Source organism: Streptomyces sp. SM18 (assembly GCF_002910775.2).
Lineage (GTDB): Bacteria > Actinomycetota > Actinomycetes > Streptomycetales > Streptomycetaceae > Streptomyces > Streptomyces halstedii.
In genome coordinates, this window is record NZ_CP029342.1 from 1850098 (window position 1) to 1865909 (window position 15812).

General features: G+C 73.5%; 11 protein-coding genes. 8 read left to right on the top strand and 3 right to left on the bottom strand.

Annotation, left to right across the window (positions count from 1 at the left end):
- The first annotated feature begins 32 nt into the window (after window positions 1-32).
- The 4 genes from B9S64_RS08230 to B9S64_RS08245 all read left to right on the top strand — a co-directional run bounded on the left by B9S64_RS08230 (window position 33) and on the right by B9S64_RS08245 (window position 3713).
- Window positions 33-488, top strand: a complete 456-nt coding sequence (locus B9S64_RS08230; RefSeq protein ID WP_103491052.1) for a lamin tail domain-containing protein — start codon at window positions 33-35, stop codon at window positions 486-488.
- A gap of 191 nt (window positions 489-679) precedes the next feature.
- Window positions 680-1858: a GlxA family transcriptional regulator gene (locus B9S64_RS08235; RefSeq protein WP_103491053.1), complete on the top strand. Its 1179-nt coding sequence runs from the start codon at window positions 680-682 to the stop codon at window positions 1856-1858.
- Between the two features lie 95 nt (window positions 1859-1953).
- Window positions 1954-2577, top strand: a complete 624-nt coding sequence (locus tag B9S64_RS08240; protein WP_103491054.1) for an isochorismatase family protein — start codon at window positions 1954-1956, stop codon at window positions 2575-2577.
- 233 nt (window positions 2578-2810) lie between these two features.
- On the top strand, window positions 2811-3713 hold the full coding sequence (locus tag B9S64_RS08245; protein ID WP_103491055.1) for a glycosyltransferase family 2 protein: 903 nt from the start codon (window positions 2811-2813) through the stop codon (window positions 3711-3713).
- Between the two features lie 42 nt (window positions 3714-3755).
- On the opposite strand, the gene B9S64_RS08250 is transcribed toward B9S64_RS08245, so the two are convergent.
- From B9S64_RS08250 to B9S64_RS08265, 3 genes are all read right to left on the bottom strand, one after another.
- Window positions 3756-5651, bottom strand: a complete 1896-nt coding sequence (locus B9S64_RS08250) for a serine/threonine-protein kinase (RefSeq protein ID WP_103491056.1) — start codon at window positions 5649-5651, stop codon at window positions 3756-3758.
- A 128-nt stretch (window positions 5652-5779) separates the two neighbouring features.
- Window positions 5780-6250: a GNAT family N-acetyltransferase gene (locus tag B9S64_RS08255; protein WP_103491057.1), complete on the bottom strand. Its 471-nt coding sequence runs from the start codon at window positions 6248-6250 to the stop codon at window positions 5780-5782.
- 900 nt (window positions 6251-7150) lie between these two features.
- Complete coding sequence (locus B9S64_RS08265; protein ID WP_228867167.1) at window positions 7151-8470, bottom strand: hydrolytic protein; 1320 nt, start codon at window positions 8468-8470, stop codon at window positions 7151-7153.
- A 219-nt stretch (window positions 8471-8689) separates the two neighbouring features.
- Here B9S64_RS08265 and B9S64_RS08270 point away from each other — a divergent pair, with 219 nt between their 5' ends.
- From B9S64_RS08270 to B9S64_RS08285, 4 genes are all read left to right on the top strand, one after another.
- Complete coding sequence (locus tag B9S64_RS08270; protein WP_103491060.1) at window positions 8690-9400, top strand: LuxR C-terminal-related transcriptional regulator; 711 nt, start codon at window positions 8690-8692, stop codon at window positions 9398-9400.
- A gap of 177 nt (window positions 9401-9577) precedes the next feature.
- The gene (locus tag B9S64_RS08275; protein WP_103491061.1) at window positions 9578-12826 is read left to right on the top strand and encodes a DUF11 domain-containing protein; all 3249 of its coding nucleotides are present in this window, start codon (window positions 9578-9580) and stop codon (window positions 12824-12826) included.
- The gene (locus tag B9S64_RS08280) at window positions 12823-13530 is read left to right on the top strand and encodes a DUF4255 domain-containing protein (RefSeq protein WP_103491062.1); all 708 of its coding nucleotides are present in this window, start codon (window positions 12823-12825) and stop codon (window positions 13528-13530) included. The genes B9S64_RS08275 and B9S64_RS08280 overlap by 4 nt, the downstream gene beginning before the upstream one ends.
- A complete protein-coding gene (locus B9S64_RS08285; protein WP_103491063.1) occupies window positions 13527-15731 on the top strand; it encodes an ATP-binding protein in 2205 nt (734 codons plus the stop codon). Before B9S64_RS08280 ends, B9S64_RS08285 begins: the two co-directional genes overlap by 4 nt.
- The last annotated feature ends 81 nt before the right edge of the window (window positions 15732-15812 follow it).

A 15812-nucleotide genomic window follows, 5' to 3' on the forward strand; every position in this document is an offset into this window, starting at 1 on the left:
TTCACCGGAAGTACACAGAAGGAACACACCGCATGCGCATATCCGTAGCCTCGTCGGCCGTCGCCCTGGCCCTGGCCGGCTCGCTGCTCGCCGCCGTTCCGGCGTCCGCCGCCACCCACCAGGGCGGTCTGCACCTCGGGAAGATCCAGTACGACAGCCCCGGCAAGGACACCCGCACAAACGCGTCCCTGAACGCCGAGTGGGTGGAGATCCACAACAACGGCAAGAAGAAGCTCCAGCTCAAGGGCTACAAGCTCAAGGACAACACCGGGTACACGTACATCTTCCCCACGTACACCGTGGGCGCCGGGAAGACCGTGCGGGTCCACACCGGCAAGGGCAAGAACAGCGGGAAGCACGTGTACTGGAACCGCGGTTCGTACGTCTGGAACAACACCGGCGACAAGGCGCGGCTCTACAAGGCGTCCGGTGCGCTCCTGGACTCCTGCTCCTGGAAGAAGGGCAAGGGCGTCACCTCCTGCCACTGAGCACCACGTCCACCGGCCCACGGGCCCGTCCCCGACCGGCGAGGCCGGGGACGGGCCCTCGGCGCGCCCGGGGCCGGGGCCGGGCGATGACAGCTGCTGACCGGCGAACGTGGCGGAGGACGCGGTTTCGTGTCCGGATGTGACAGGGAATCGTCATTGCCGCCGTCGGGCGGGGCGATGAGGATGGGGGCATGCCCCTTCCACACCATGTGGTCATCGCGGTCTTCCCCGGTGTCGACCTCCTGGATGTCACCGGCCCGGCCGAGGTCTTCGCGCTCGCCGACCGGGAGGCGGCCGAACGGGGCGTTCCCGGGGCGGAGTTCGCGGCCCGGAGCACCCTGGACGGTGACACGGGGGGCGGGGACGCCGTGGGCCGGGCCGGCTGCTACCGGGTCCGCCTCGCGGGGCCGGCCGCCGGGCCGGTGCGGACGTCGGCGGGCGTGCGGCTGGTGACGGACGTCGCCTTCGAGGAGGTGGACGGGCCGATCGACACCCTGCTGGTGCCCGGTGCCGCCGTCATGAGCGGCGGTGTCCCGACCGTCCTCGTCGATCCCGACGTGGTGGCCTGGGTGAGAGCTGTGGCCCCGAGGGCGCGGCGGGTGGCCTCGCTCTGTGTGGGCGCGCATCTGCTGGCGGCGGCCGGGCTGCTGGACGGGAAGACGGCGACCACCCACTGGGCGACGGCCGCCCAGCTCGCCGCCGATCACCCCGCCGTCACCGTCGATCCGGACCCGATCTTCGTCCGCGCCGATCAGGGACGGCTCTGGACGGGCGCCGGGATCAGCTCGTGCCTGGACCTCGCGCTGGCCCTGGTGGCGGAGGACCTGGGCGAGGACATCGCCCTCGCCGTGGCACGGCAGTTGGTGATGTACCTCAAGCGGCAGGGCGGGCAGAGCCAGTTCTCCGTACCGCTCAGCAAGCCCGCCGCCTCCCGCCGGGACATCGACGAGCTGCGGCTGTGGATCTCCGACCATCTCGACGAGGATCTGTCGGCGGAGGCGCTGGCCGGCCGTATGTGCCTGAGCGAGCGGCACTTCGCCCGGGTCTTCAAGCGGGAGACCGGCGCCGGTCCGGCCGCCTACGTCGAGGCGGCCCGGGTCGAGATGGCGCGACGCCTGCTGGAGACCACGGACTGCTCCCTGGACCACGTCACGGCGGCGACCGGCCTCGGCTCGACGCAGACCCTGCACCGCGCGTTCAAACGGCAGTACGCCACCACACCGGCCGCCCACCGCCGCCGCTTCCGCCGGGGGGCCGCGGCGAACTCCGGGACGGCCGGCACCAAGAAGACCACGGGCAGCACAGGCACCACCGGCACCACCGGCACCACCGGACCCACGGGCACCACCGGAGCCGCCGGAACCACCTGAGGCCCCTCCACCCACCACCCTCCGCACCGGCCCACGCGTGGCGGACGACTCCGCCGTGCCGCGGCCCACCCCAACCGCACCCGAAAGGTACCGACATGAGCGGAAACCAGCCCTCCCCCTCCCTGCGTGACGTCATCGGCCTGGACAGCACACCGCCCCGGCTGAGCGAGTCCGTGCTGATCCTGATCGACTGCCAGAACACCTACCGGAGCGGCGTCCTGGCGCTGGAGGGCGTCGAGGAGGCCGTCGCCGCGGCGGCCCGCCTCCTGGAGCGGGCCCGCGCCGCCGGCACCCCGGTGGTCCATGTGGTCAACGACGGCGGTGAGAACACCCCGTACGACATCCGCGCCCACATCGGCGCGATCAGCGACGAGGTCGCCCCGGTGGAGGGCGAGCCGGTGGTCGTGAAGCACCACCCCAACTCCTTCCACGCCACCACGCTGGAGAAGACGCTGTCCGGCCTGGGTGCCGAGCCCGGCAGCGGCAAGGACCTGGTGCTGGCCGGCTTCATGACGCACATGTGCGTCAACTACACCGCCCAGGGGGCGTTCAACCTCGGCTACCGGCCCACCGTGGTCGCGGAGGCCACCGCCACCCGCTCGCTCACCGCCCCGGACGGCACGGTCCTGTCCGCCGCCGCCCTCCAGGCCGCCGCGCTGACCGGCATCACCGACCTGTTCGGCACGGTGGCCCCGACGGTCGAGGCCCTCCCCGCCTGACCGCTCCGGGGGTGCGCGGCGGCGGGAGACCCTTCCGCCGCCGCGCATCCCTGGGTCCGGCGGCGAGCGCGGTGACACGCCCTGACACGCCGAGCTGAACGGCGACCGGCCCGTGGACGGCCGGGCGGCCACCACCCGGTGAACGGGGAGGCGTTACGATCGCGGGCACCGCGGCCCGTGCCACACCGCCTCGCCGCCGGGCCCCAGCCGCACCACACCGGGAGTACCGAGCCTTGACCGCACCACGCATCGGCGTTTCCGTCGTCACCATGGGCGACCGGCCCCGGCAGGTCGAGGCGCTGCTGGCGTCGGTGGCCATGCAGGACGTCCGGCCGGCCCGGGTCGTCGTCGTCGGCAACGGCACCCGGCTGCCCGACTACAGCGCCTTCCCCGGCCTGGGCGACCTGGCGGGCGGGGTCACCACGATCGAGCTGGACGAGAACCTCGGCTGCCCCGGCGGCCGCAACGAGGCGCTGGCCGCGCTCGCGGCACTGGACGACGTGGACGTGGTGATCGAGCTGGACGACGACGGGCTCCTGGTGGACGCGTCGGTGTTCCGCACGGTCCAGGAGCTGTACGCCGCCGACCCCCGCCTGGGCATCGTGGGCTTCCGCATCGCGGACGAGCGCGGCGAGACCCAGCGCCGCCATGTGCCGCGGCTGCGCGCCGGGGACCCGATGCGCCGCGGGCCGGTGACCGCGTTCCTGGGCGGCGGCCACGCGCTCTCGATGAGGATGCTCGCCGAGACGGGTCCGTGGCCCGCCGAGTTCTTCTTCACCCACGAGGAGACGGACCTGTCCTGGCGGGCGCTCGACGCGGGCTGGACGATCCTCTACGAGCCCGCGCTGCTGCTCCAGCACCCCAAGACCTCACCGGCCCGGCACGCGGTCTACTACCGGATGACGGCCCGCAACCGGGTCTGGCTGGCCCGCCGCAACCTGCCGCTGCCCCTGGTCCCCGCCTACCTCGGCGTGTGGATCCTGCTCACCGTCGCCCGTACCCGCTCGGCACCGGGTCTGCGGGCCTGGGCGTCCGGCTTCGCGGAGGGGATGCGCACGCCCTGCGGTGTCCGTGCCCCGATGCGCTGGCGGACGGTGTGGCGGATGACGCGGCTGGGCCGCCCGCCGCTCGTCTGACGGGGTGCCGCACCGCCTCCGGCCCGGCACCGGTGCCCGCCCTCAGCACGTCGTCAGAGCCGGTTCGCCCGGGGTGGGCTGGCGCATTATCGGCTTCAGGTGCTCGACGTAGATCTCGGACCACCGCGAGGCCCCGCCGCTGGTGTCCGTGATCTTCTCCAGGGCCTCGCACACCTCCCGGTGCAGATCCGTCTTGCGCGCGTCCGTCGCGACGCCGTAGCCCTCCGCGTCGCCGCCGAGGCTGTCGAGCGCCTTCGTCTTGTCGGCGTACTTGTCCGCGAGACCCGCGACGATGACGTCGTCGGTGGCCACCGCGTAGACGGGGCTCTGCGGGTTCAGCAGGGCCTTGACGCAGTCCTCGTAGCCGGAGAGGAGGACCTGCTGTCCGGCCATGCCCTCCTTCTTGATCCAGGGGACGTAGACCGACTCCCTGGCGGTGCAGACCTTCGCTCCGGAGTCGTTCTGGAGGTCGCTCAGGTCGTTGTAGGGCCGGTTCTTGCGGACCAGCAGGCCCTTGAGCGCCTCGAAGTAGGGGCCGGCGAAGGAGACCTTCTCCAGCTTCTCGCGTTCCTCGCTGATGCTGTAGCTGGCGAGGACGAGGTCCACCCGGTCGGTCCGCAGATAGGCGCTGCGGTTGCTGGAGTTCACCCGGACGAACTCCACCTGGTCGTCACCGAAGCCCAGGATCCGGGCGACGGCCCGGCCCATGTCCACCTCGAACCCCTTGAAGGTCTTGCCGCTCTTCACGCTCAGGCCGGGCTGGTCCCCCTTGACCCCGATCCGCAGGACGTCGTGGGTGTCGCTGAACTTCGGCGGACCGGCGGCCTTGCCCTGGTCGTCCACGACCCCCGTCTCCGGCGCGCCGCCGGCCGTCGTGCCGTCCCCGCCGCCCTGCCCCCAGACGAACCAGGCGGCGCCCGCGAGCAGCGCCGTGCACAGCACGGCCGCCGGGACCTTCCACCGGTCCCACGGGCGTCTGCGGCCGGGCGTCCCGGTGTGGCCCGTGACCGGCCCCGGCTCCTGCGGGACGGGTCCGGCGGGCTTCGGGGGCGCGGGGGTGTCGAGTACGGCGAAGTCCCGGGTGACGGCCTGGAGCGTCCGCTCCGCCTCGGTGGCGTCCGGGCGCGCCGCGGGGTCCTTCCGCAGCAGGGCCTCGATGAGCGCCGTGAGCGGTCCGGCGTACTTCATGGGCGGCACCGGTGACTCGCGTACCGCGATGAGGACCTCGAAGCTGGTGGCCCCGTCGAAGGGGCGTCTGCCCTCCACCATCTCGTAGAGGGTGACGCCGAGCGCCCACAGGTCGGACGCGGCCGTCGCGGGGTGCGGGTGCTCCACGGTGCGGCTGAGCAGTTCGGGGGCGAGGTACTGCGGGGTGCCGATGATCTCGTGCGACCGGGTCACCTGCACCGCGCCCTCGAAGGTGGCGATGCCGAAGTCCATGAGGAGGGCGCGCCCGTCGGGGCGGAACAGGATGTTGTGGGGCTTGACGTCCCGGTGCAGCACCCCGGCCTCGTGCACGGCGGTCAGTCCCCGCAGCACCTGGAGCCCTATGCGCGCCGCGTGCGGTACGGAGAGCTGTCGTTGTTCGCGCAGGAGGTCGGCCAGGGAGCGGGAGTTGAGCAGCTCCATCACGATCCAGACCTGGTTGCCGTCCTCGATCACGTCGTGCACGGCCACCACGTTCTGGTGCCCGATCCGGGCGATGGCCTGTGCCTCCCGGCGCGCCCGGTTGACCCATTGCGCCTGGGCGACGGGGGTGACGGCACCGGGGTAGAGCAGCCCCTTGACGGCCACCTTGCGGTCGAGGCTCGTGTCGAGGGCCTCCCAGACCACCCCCATCCCGCCGCGCCCGAGCTGGCTCAGCAGCCGGTAGCGGCCGGCGATCACGGTGTCCGGCCCGTTGCCCGAGCCCTGGCCGGTCGTGCCCTGGTTATGCATCGAAGCCCCCCGTATGCCCGTTGTGGTAGGCCACAATAGACGCTCGGTCATGGCGTGGTGACGCTCTCGGAAACGGGTTTCCGGCCCTGTTTCACCGGGCTCCGCGCGGGCCGCGCTCCGCTCTCAGCTCATCCGGCGGCGGTCCACCGGTAGCGCACGTCCGGCTCCCGTTCCTCGTTGCGGGAGCCGTCGTCGTACGCCACCGCGGTGAAGCCGTGCCGCTCGTAGAAGGCCCGTGCGCCGGTGTTGCGCTGGAAGGTGTACAGGCTCAACTCCCCTGCCGAGGCCGCCTTGACGTGGTCCAGCAGCCGGGTGCCCACGCCGCGCCTCAGTGTGTCCGGCCGCAGGTAGAGCTGGTCCAGCTCGGCACCGTCCAGCGCGGCGAAGCCGAGGATCTCCCCCGCCGGGCCCTCGGCCACCCACACCCGGCTGCCGGGCAGCAGCACATGGGTGATCCAGGCGAGCGTGTCCGCGTCGCTGTGTACGCGGGGCAGATACGGCAGTGCGGCGGCCCGTGAGGCCAGGAGGACCCGGGTGACCTCCTCGGCGTCCTCGGGCACCGCCTCGCGCACCGTCACCGGTCCGCCCTGTGTGGTCATGTCGCTCCCCCCGTCGGCAGGGGCCCATCTGTAGCAGAGCCGGTGGGAGAGGGGCGCGGGGTTTTCCGGGGCGGTGAGCGCGGCCCCGTCATCGCGGGCCGCCTCCGCACGCGCGGCGCGGCGGGCCGTCCCGCCCGGCCGGTGCGGCTCCGTGCTCCCCGGCGGGGGTCCCGTCTTCGGCGGCCCGGGGGATTTACTCCGGTCGCTCGGCGCGCGCCCGCGCACGCGGGCGGGAAAAGACGCGCGGGGCATCTCCGGCTGCCCGAAAGGGCATGCGCGACCGCCCGGAAGGGCATCTCCAGCTGCCCGTCCGTGGCGGGAATTCCCGTGCCGTGGCGGGCGGTGCGTCCACCGCCCCGGCGGGTCGTGGCCTTTTTGTTTCGTATTCATCTCGGGGATGTGTACGACTTCGTCACCGGGACGCGGACGGCGGGTTCCGGCGCCTTGCCCGTCAGGGCGCGACCCAAACCCGTTTACCAGGTGATCCGCGTCCGTTTCGGGTGGGACTGGGTAATCGTCCGAGGTCAGAGCGGGACCGGAAGATCACCTCGGACGGCTCCCGGCCGTCCCGAGGAGCGGAATCCAACGGTCATTATTCAGCCAGAATAGAAGGCTCACCGAGACACCCGCGACCGGGTCGCGCCATTCCTCCGACAGCCCGCCCGTATCTCTCCGAAGCAGCTCCCACCAGGCACGATGCGGCGAACCGACGTTCCGCCGACTCCGCACACCGCGCATTCCACCAGATTGGTCCGGACCTGTACGACCCAGGGTGGCGCGGTTGCGTGGCGTCCGACACATGAATAGCCGACGCCGGGTAGTCACTTTCCGGACAGCCCTGGAATTCGGCCCTTCTCTTCGGGCCCGGGAGGAATCAAGCTGTCCCTGCGACCACCACGGTTACCGCGGTTCCAGATCTCTCAGCACACCGCTGACATTGAGGACCTGACGGCATGCGGAAGCCTGCTTCCCGGTGGCGGGGGTGCCCGGCTTCTCACAGGTCACGGAAACGGTGACGGTCGCGTTCTGCTGAATCTGGATGGGGGTCACCCAGTGGTAGTCCTGATTGCGGAAAGTCTCCAGAGCGATCGTGGTGATCTTCCGTTCCCCGAAGGAGATCGTCACCACTCCTTCGTCTCCCTGGAAGTTCGCCACCACGATGTCGGTGACGGCGAAGACCTTTCCGGGCTCGACCTTGTACGTCCCGCTCTCCTCGGATCCGCTCGCCGTCTCCACGTCGATCGTCTCCGAGTGCTGACCGCCGCCGCCCGGCCCGCCACCCGATCCGGTGCCCGTGCCCGATCCGGTGCCCGTGCCGGTTCCCGGCGCGCCGCTTCCGTCGTCCGTCCCCTGGCCGCCCGTACCCTCGCCCGCGCCGGGCGCCGCCTGTCCGCCCTGCTGCTGGGCGCCCCGGGCCACCTGCTTCTCGGCCGCCTCGGTCCCCGCCTCCTCGGCCGCGCTGCGCACGGCGGGCCGGACCAGGGCGAACCAGGCGACCAGCAGGGCCACGAGTGCGGCGAGCACGATCAGCAGCCACTTCGGGAAGACCGGGAGCTGGAGGAACTCACCCGCCAGGGACTCCTTCTGACGCTCGCTCTCCTCTTCCGGGGCGCCGTCCCCGCTCTCGGCCACCTCGGCCTCGAAGGGCCAGGTCACCGGTGCGCCGAACCAGACCGGCTTCCGGGTGCGGACCCGCAGGCGTACGTCGGCGGACTCGCCCGGCTCCAGGCTCCGGGTGTCCGGCGTGAAGGCGAGCTTCAGGTCCTCCCCGGCCTGCCGGCCCGCGAGGGCGACCCCCACGGGGGTGTTCCCCCGGTTCTGCACGGCGGTGCGGTACCGGGCGCCGAGCCAGCCGCGCCGGCGCCGGGGGCTCAGCTCGGTGCGCAGCTCCCGGAACGCCTCGACGTGCACCGTGGTCTCGGGCACCACCACCCGGTCGGGGTGCTCCGCCGGCAGGACGCGGACGCCCAGGGGCATGTCCCCGGCGCGGACCTCGTGCGACCGGGGAGGCGCGAGTCTGATCGTCACCTGCTCGGAGGTCCCGGGGTACAGCGAGACGCGTGCCGGCTCGACGGTGCTCCACGCGGCGCAGTCGCCGACGACTTCGAGCGTGTAGGCCTCGACGATGTCGCTGTCGTTGCGCACGGTCAGGGTCGTCGTCGCCTCGCCGCCGGGCGACACCGTCACCGCGGGGATTCCGAGTTCGGCAGATGTGGTCACGATCCGACGCTAGGACGGCGGACCGCCCCTCCAGCAGAGTCGGGAGGGCAACGAGCGGGCAGGGACGCTGCCCCCGGGGCACGCCGCCGCGCCGCACCCACCGTCCGTGCCGGGGCTTCGCGGACCCGGCCCCGCGCCCCCTGAGGCACCCGGCTCCTCCGTACCGCACATCCCCGTCGTGGCGAGCGCAGACATCAGAAGAAAATGGGCAGTGGAACGATGATCTTCACAGAGGCGACGTACGAGCCCGGGGGTGCCCGGCAGCATCCGGGACCGGACGTACCGACACAGAAAACACGCACCGCGCCGGAACGGGTCTCCGTCGCGGTGTACGCGGAGGACCCGATCCTGCACACCGGCGTCGTCCAGCAGTTACGCCAGCGCCCGGAGACGGAGCTGCTCATGGACGCCGACGCGGACCGCGCCCAGGTCTCGCTGGTCGTGGTGGACAGGGTGGACGAACCCACCGTGCAACTGCTGCACCGCCTCCAGCGCAACACCTCGACCCGCACCGGACTGGTCGTCGGTCTCTTCGAGGCGGGCTCGTTGCAGACGATGATCGAGTGCGGGGTGGCCGCCGTCCTGCGGCGTTCGGAGGCCGACCGGGACCGGCTCGTCCACCTGGTCACGGCGATGGCCAACGGGGAGGGGGTGCTGCCGGGCGATCTGCTCGGCAAGCTCCTCGACCACGTCAGCAGGGTGCAGCGCACGGTGCTCGACCCCCGGGGGCTGACGCTCTCCACCCTGACGACCCGTGAGGCGGACATGCTCCGGCTGGTGTCGGAGGGCTTCGACACCTCGGAGATCGCCCTGAAGACCTCGTACTCCGAGCGCACCGTGAAGAACGTGCTGCACGAGGTGGCGACACGGCTGCGCCTGCGCAACCGGGCCCATGCCGTGGGCTACGCGATGCGGCACGGGCTCATCTGACCGGGCGGTCCCGCCCGGGCGGCGGCCGGTCCGGGGCGGGGCGGGCGCGATGGCCGGAAAGGGCAAGGGCGCTTCCCCCGCCCCGGGTACTCCCGGCCTGTATTTCCCCGTACGGGACGGTGACGCTTGTCCATGGAGAGCCATGAGGCCTGCCCCGATCCGACTGCGAGGTGACCCGTGACCGGCACTGTTGGCCCGGCCGCCCGGTATGCCCGTCCGGGCGTGCTGGCCGGCGCCCTTGTGCTGCTGGTCCCCCTGCTGGCGACGGGGTCCGTCCCCGGGCACCTCGGCGCGTCCCGGGCCGCCGCGGCCGAACCGGCGCCCGGCGCGGCCGCCGACGCCGGACGGATCGCCTTCGCGGGCACCGGACACCTCAGCCTGGGCCGGGTGGTGGCCAAGGACTCCAGCGAGGAGCTCTTCGGCACCGGCCCCGCGCACTTCGACCAGCAGCCCTCGGCCCGGGACGGCCTGCTGGTCTTCACCAGCCTGCGGGACAGCGCCCGCCCCGAGGTGTATCTGCGCGACACGGACGGTTCCATGCGCAGGCTGACCACCGGGCTCGACGCCGCCCACCCCGAACTCTCCCCGGACGGGGGGACGGTGGTGTTCGACGCGCCGGACCCCGAGGCCCCGGACGAGGACGCGGCGCGTGACCTGTGGACGATCGGCACCGACGGGACCGGGCTGCGCAGGCTCACCGACACGGCCGCCGACGAGGTCTCCCCCACCTTCTCCCCGGACGGCTCCCGGCTCGCCTACTCCAGCGACGCCGATCCGGGGCGCGGACGGCAGATCTACGAGCGGGCGCTGTCCGGAGGCCCGGAGCGCAGGATCAGTGACACACCGGCGGGCGACGCGATCGAGCCCGCCTGGAACCCGGTGGACGACGACGACCACCGCGATCTCGTCGCCTTCACCCTGGACCCGGACGCGGGGGCGGAGCCGGGGGGCGAACCGGAGACGGACCCGGCGAAGAAGCCCCATCTGTGGCTGACGGACGGCAAGGGCTCCGACCACGCGCTGCTGACGGGCGGCCCGGCCGCGTGGAGCACCAAGGCGCCCGCCTGGCTGCCGAACGGTGACGACCTGCTCTTCCTCAGCCCCGACCAGACCTGCACGTGCGACCCGTACGACAACGTCTACCGGTACGGAACCCAGACGTACGGGGAGCCGGAACTGCTCCTGGGCGAGAACCGCGACGTCGCCTCACCGACCTGGCTGGGATCGGCGACCGGGTCCGTGGTGGTCGCCCGTACGACCGCCGCGTCGGCCAACGAGGCGACCCTCCAGGACGCGCGGCCGGACGGCTCGGACCCACGCGACCTGCGCGTCGGCATCCTCCTGGAGGATCCGGAAGCCGTGCGGGACGCGACGACGAACCGGCTGTTCCTCCCGCAGAACGGCTACGACCCCTGGCACGAGCGGCAGAACTACACGCCGGACGGCCGGCACATCGTGGTGACCCGGTTCGAGGGCGAGCTGGGCGAACGGGTCGCGCGCATCTGGCTCGTGGAGGCGGACGGCTCGGACCCCACCCGGCTGACGCTGGGCGAACCCGGCCCCCGGGACTGGGACACCGATCCCACCATCTCGCCGGACGGCACGCGGCTCGCCTTCACCCGGACCTCGCCCGGGGGCGTCGGTGACGCCTCCGGCCCCGGCAGGATCCTGGTGGCCGACCTGGACACCGGGGCGGTCCTCGACCGGGTCGTCCCGCCCGCCGGGCTGGAGACGGCCGGTGACGCGCAGCCCACCTGGTCGCCGGACGGCGAGACCCTCGCGTTCACCCGCAATCACACCGTCGACGGCCGTGGCGGCAGCAAGCACGTCTGGACCGTGCCGGTGGACGCGCTGGACGACCAGCACGACCTGAGCGCGACGCGCTGCCCCGGGACCTGCGAGGTGATCGACGACAGTCCGGCCTTCTCCCCCGACGGCCGCACGCTCGCCTTCAACCGGAAGGACAGCGGGGAGGAGGAGCGGGCGGGCCTCGTCGTCACCTCGGTGACGGACGAGGCGTGCCAGGTCGTGCTGCCGGCGGTGCTGCGGGACGACCCGGGCGCCTGCGGCAGGGACCTTCCGGGCACGGACACCTCCGGCACCGGGCCGTTCCAGCCCCGCGACGTGGCCTGGTCGCCCGACGGCGGGCGGCTGCTGCTGAGTTCGCGCCGCGCGGGCGCGCCGAACTCACCGGAGGCGCTGTCCGTCCTCGACCTGGGCTCCGGTGTCCTGACCCCGCTGACGGACAGGCTGCCCGGCCGGCAGAAGGAGCCCGCCTACCAGCAGTCGGTCGACCTGTCGGTGAGCGCCCCGCCCGTCGGGCCCCGGGTGGAGGCCGGTTCGTCCGTCTCGCTGACCGTCACCGTGACCAACCACGGTCCGGCGCCCTCACCGCGTACGACGTTCACCGCGGACGCCCCGCCCGGTGTGCGCGTCGATTCCCTGACCACACCGTCCGGTCCCTGCCCCGCCGGCTCCCCGCAGTGCGACCTGGGCCTCCTCGCGCCCGGTGCGAGCGTGCCGGTGACCGTCGAGCTGACCGGGGTGACGACGGGGGACCAGCGGATCGGGTGGTCGGTCGCCGGATCGGTCGTCGATCCCAGCCCCACCGACAACGCGGCGGAGACCGTCGTCCCGGTCGATGCCGTGACCCCGACGCCCACGCCGACCCCGACGCCCACGCCTCCCACGGCCACCCCGACGCCCCCGCCGACCGCTCCGGCGCCGTCCCCCTCGACGCCGCCCGCACCGGCCCCCGCTCCCCCGGCACCGGCACCGCCCTCGGCGGGACCGGGTCTCACGGTCGCGGCCCAGCCGAACCCGGGCTTCGTGGGCGGGCGGGTCGTGGTGACCTACACCGTGCGCAACGGGCGGAACGCCCTGGCGACCGGGCTGCGGCTGCGCCTCGGCCTGCCGTCGGGCGTACCGGCCGGTCCGCCGCCCGCCGGATGCCGCGCCGGGGTGTGCGCCCTGGGCGATCTGGCGCCGGGAGCCTCCACCGTCGTACGGGTGGTGCTGGCACCGGACAAGGCGCTGCGGACCGTGATCACGGGCACCCTGACCACCACCGGTACCGACGCCGACCCGCGCGACAACACCGCGCGGACCCCGCTGCGGATCCTCCAGCCGAAGATCGTCTCGGTGCCCGAGGTCGGCAAGCCGGGGTTCGTGACCTCGGTGCGGGGCAAGGACTTCCCGCCCGGCGCACCGGTGACGCTCACCTGGGATCCGGGCATCACGGCGGCGGCCCCGCCGGTGGTCCCCGGCTCGGACCGCAGGTTCATCGGGCAGTTGCTGATCCTCTTCAAGGACCGGACGGGACCGCGCACCATCACGGCGGAGGGTCCCGGATTCAGCCCGGTCACCACCACGTTCCTGGTGGTGACCGGCAGTATCGGGCCGCCCGACGAGGTGGAGCGCCGGTGATCCACGAGGTCGACGAGGGCCTGCGACTGCTGCTGGTGGAGTCGGGACTGCGGGAGAGCGGCGTCGAGATCGTCTTCGACGCGCCCACCAAGGACTGGTCGGCCCGGCGCAACGCGCCGACGATCAGCGTCTTCCTGTACGACATCCGCGAGGACGTGACGCGGCGGCGGTCCGGCACCTCCGAGGTGTACGACGGCGAGGGGGCGGTCGTCGGCCGCCGCACCCCGCCGCGCTGGTTCGACCTGACCTATCTGGTCACCGCCTGGACCAACCGCCCGCAGGACGAACACCGCCTGCTGTCCGAGGTGTTGCGGTGCCTGATCGTGGCGGACGTGCTGCCCGCCCGGTTCCGCACGGGCAGCCTCGCGGAGCTGGGTCTCACGGTCGGGATCGACGCGGCGGGCCCCGGCACGGACGGCCCGTCCGCCACGGATGTGTGGTCGGCGCTCGGGGGCGAGCTCAAGCCGTCGATCGTGCTGCGGGTGTCCGCGCCGATGGCCGGTGAGCGGAGCGCCGTGGGCCCGCCGGTCACCGAGGGCCTGGTGGTGCGGACGGCCACGGCGGTGGACGGCGCGGAGCCGGGCCCCGGGCGCCGGCTGCGGTACGAGGGGGTGGCGGACCCCGGTCCGGACGGGTTCGCCGCCCCCGGGCGGGAACGGCTCCGTCCGGCCGCTCGCCGCCGCCGAGGGGGTGCCGGCCGATGACGTACGGGGTGCGGGACCGGCGGGACGCCGACGCGGCGCCGCTCGGTGAGCCGTCCGGGCCGGGGGACTCGGCAGCACCGGGGGACGTGGCGGGGCCGGGGGATTTGAGCGGTCCCGGTCTCGTGGACCCGGCCGGTCCGCGGGATCTGTGGGAGCGGCTGGGCGGCGTCGAGCGGCGGGTGCGACGGGCCGTGGCCGCCCGCCGGGCCGTGGACCCGGATCCGGACGATCCGTACCGGGGGCAGTACCTGACGCCCGAGGCGGCCGAGCGGATCCTCGCGGCACCGTCCGCGCTCCACCCCCCGCCGGAGGGTGGCGAGGGGTGGGCGCCGCTGTCCCCCGGGGGCCGGCTGGGGCGGCTGGCGGCCGGCTTCGGCCTGCTGCCGCTGGACGTGGAACTGCTGCTGGTGGCGACCGCCCCCGACATCGACGCCCGGTTCGAGCGGCTGTACGGCTATCTCAACGACGACCTGACCCGCCGTCGGCCGACCATCGGGCTCGCCCTGGAACTGTGCGGGCAGCCGGCCGCCGGTCCGGGCCGGTTCCGGTTCTCGGCGGCGGCCCCGCTCGTCGGCGGCGGGCTCCTGGAGGTCCAGGAGCCCGGCCTTCCGCTGCTGTCACGGGTGCTGCGGGTGCCCGACCGGGTGACCGCGCACCTGCTCGGTGACGACGAGATCGGCGACGCGCTCCAGGGCGTGGTCCGGATCGGCGGGGGACGTCCGGAGCCGGCGGCCGCCGCACAGGCCGCGCGCGTGGCCGACGCGGTACGGACCGGCAGCGGGCTGGTGTATCTGCTGGACAAGGGCGGTGACCCGGCCCGGCTGGCGGTCGACGCCCTGCTGGCCGGGGGCCGTCGCCCGCTCGTCGTCGACCCGGAGGCGCTGGTCGCGGACCCGGCCCCGGAGCGGCTCGCGCACGCCCTGGTCACCGAGGCCCGGCTGAGCGGGGGCGGTCTCGTCCTCGGTCCGGTGGACGCGCTGGACCCCCGGCGCCCCGAACGCGCGCGGCTGCTGCGCGAGCTGTGCGCGGCGGCGGCCGGTGTCCCCCTGGTGACGTACGGGGCGAAGGGCTGGGACCCGTGGTGGACGCGGGAGAGTCCCGTGCGGTTCGCCGTGGCCCCTCCCCCGGCCGCGCGACGGACACGCCAGTGGGAACGGGCGCTGGCGGACGCCGCCGGGAGCGGCCCCGGCGAGCCCGCCCCGCTGGACGACGCGCTCGCCGACGCCGTGGCCCCGTACCGCCTGGACGCCGAACAGGTGCGCAAGGCCGCCGTCGTGGCGACCCGGACGGCGGCGCTGGAGCGGCGGCCGGTGGGCGCGGACGACCTGCGGGCCGCCGTACGCGCCCAGAACAGCGCGGGGCTCGAACGGCTGGCGCGGCGCGTCGAGCCCGCCGTCGGCTGGGACGATCTGGTGCTGCCTCCGGCGACCCGCCGTCAGCTGGGGGAACTCGCGCTGCGGGCCCGCCACCGCGAGCAGGTGCTCGGGCAGTGGCGGATGCGTCCGGGCGGGGGCCGGGGACGCGGGGTGATCGCCCTGTTCGCGGGTGAGTCCGGTACCGGCAAGACGATGTCCGCCGAGGTGGTGGCCGCCGAACTCGGCATGGAGCTCTATGTGGTGGACCTGTCCACCGTCGTGGACAAGTACATCGGGGAGACCGAGAAGAACCTCGAACGGATCTTCGTCGAGGCGGCCGAGGTCAACGGCATCCTCCTCTTCGACGAGGCGGACGCGGTGTTCGGGAAGCGTTCGCAGGTCAAGGACGCGCATGACCGCCACGCCAACGTGGAGTCGGCGTACCTGCTCCAGCGCATGGAGTCGTTCGACGGCATCGCGGTGCTCACCACCAATCTGCGGGCCAATCTCGACGAGGCCTTCACCCGGCGGCTCGACGTGGTCGCGGAGTTCCCGATGCCCGACGAGCCGCAGCGCCTCGCGCTGTGGGACCGCTGCCTCGGTACGGAGATGCCGCGTGACGGGGGGCTCGACCTGGCGTTCTGCGCGCAACGCTTCGAGCTGGCGGGCGGCTCCATCCGGGCGTGCGCGGTGACGGCGGCCTATCTGGCGGCGGAGGCGGGCCGCCCGCTCGGCATGGAGCAGGTCGTCTCGGCGGTCCTCCAGGAGTACCGCAAGCTCGGACGGCTGGTCCTGGAGAGCGAGTTCGGCCCCTGGCTGGACGGCGGACGGGCCGGGGACGCGTAGCCGCCCTGCGGAGCCCCGGCAGGACGCCGGGGCGGCGACGCGCGCCGATGCGGCCGTCCGGCGGGGTCCTGACGGGCAGTT

Coding starts and splice junctions, on each gene's coding strand:
- B9S64_RS08240 (WP_103491054.1), top strand. CDS start 1,954: ATGAGCGGAAACCAGCCCTCCCCCTCCCTGCGTGACGTCATCGGCCTG.
- B9S64_RS08285 (WP_103491063.1), top strand. CDS start 13,527: ATGACGTACGGGGTGCGGGACCGGCGGGACGCCGACGCGGCGCCGCTC.
- B9S64_RS08270 (WP_103491060.1), top strand. CDS start 8,690: ATGATCTTCACAGAGGCGACGTACGAGCCCGGGGGTGCCCGGCAGCAT.
- B9S64_RS08235 (WP_103491053.1), top strand. CDS start 680: ATGCCCCTTCCACACCATGTGGTCATCGCGGTCTTCCCCGGTGTCGAC.
- B9S64_RS08230 (WP_103491052.1), top strand. CDS start 33: ATGCGCATATCCGTAGCCTCGTCGGCCGTCGCCCTGGCCCTGGCCGGC.
- B9S64_RS08250 (WP_103491056.1), bottom strand. CDS start 5,651: ATGCATAACCAGGGCACGACCGGCCAGGGCTCGGGCAACGGGCCGGAC.
- B9S64_RS08255 (WP_103491057.1), bottom strand. CDS start 6,250: ATGACCACACAGGGCGGACCGGTGACGGTGCGCGAGGCGGTGCCCGAG.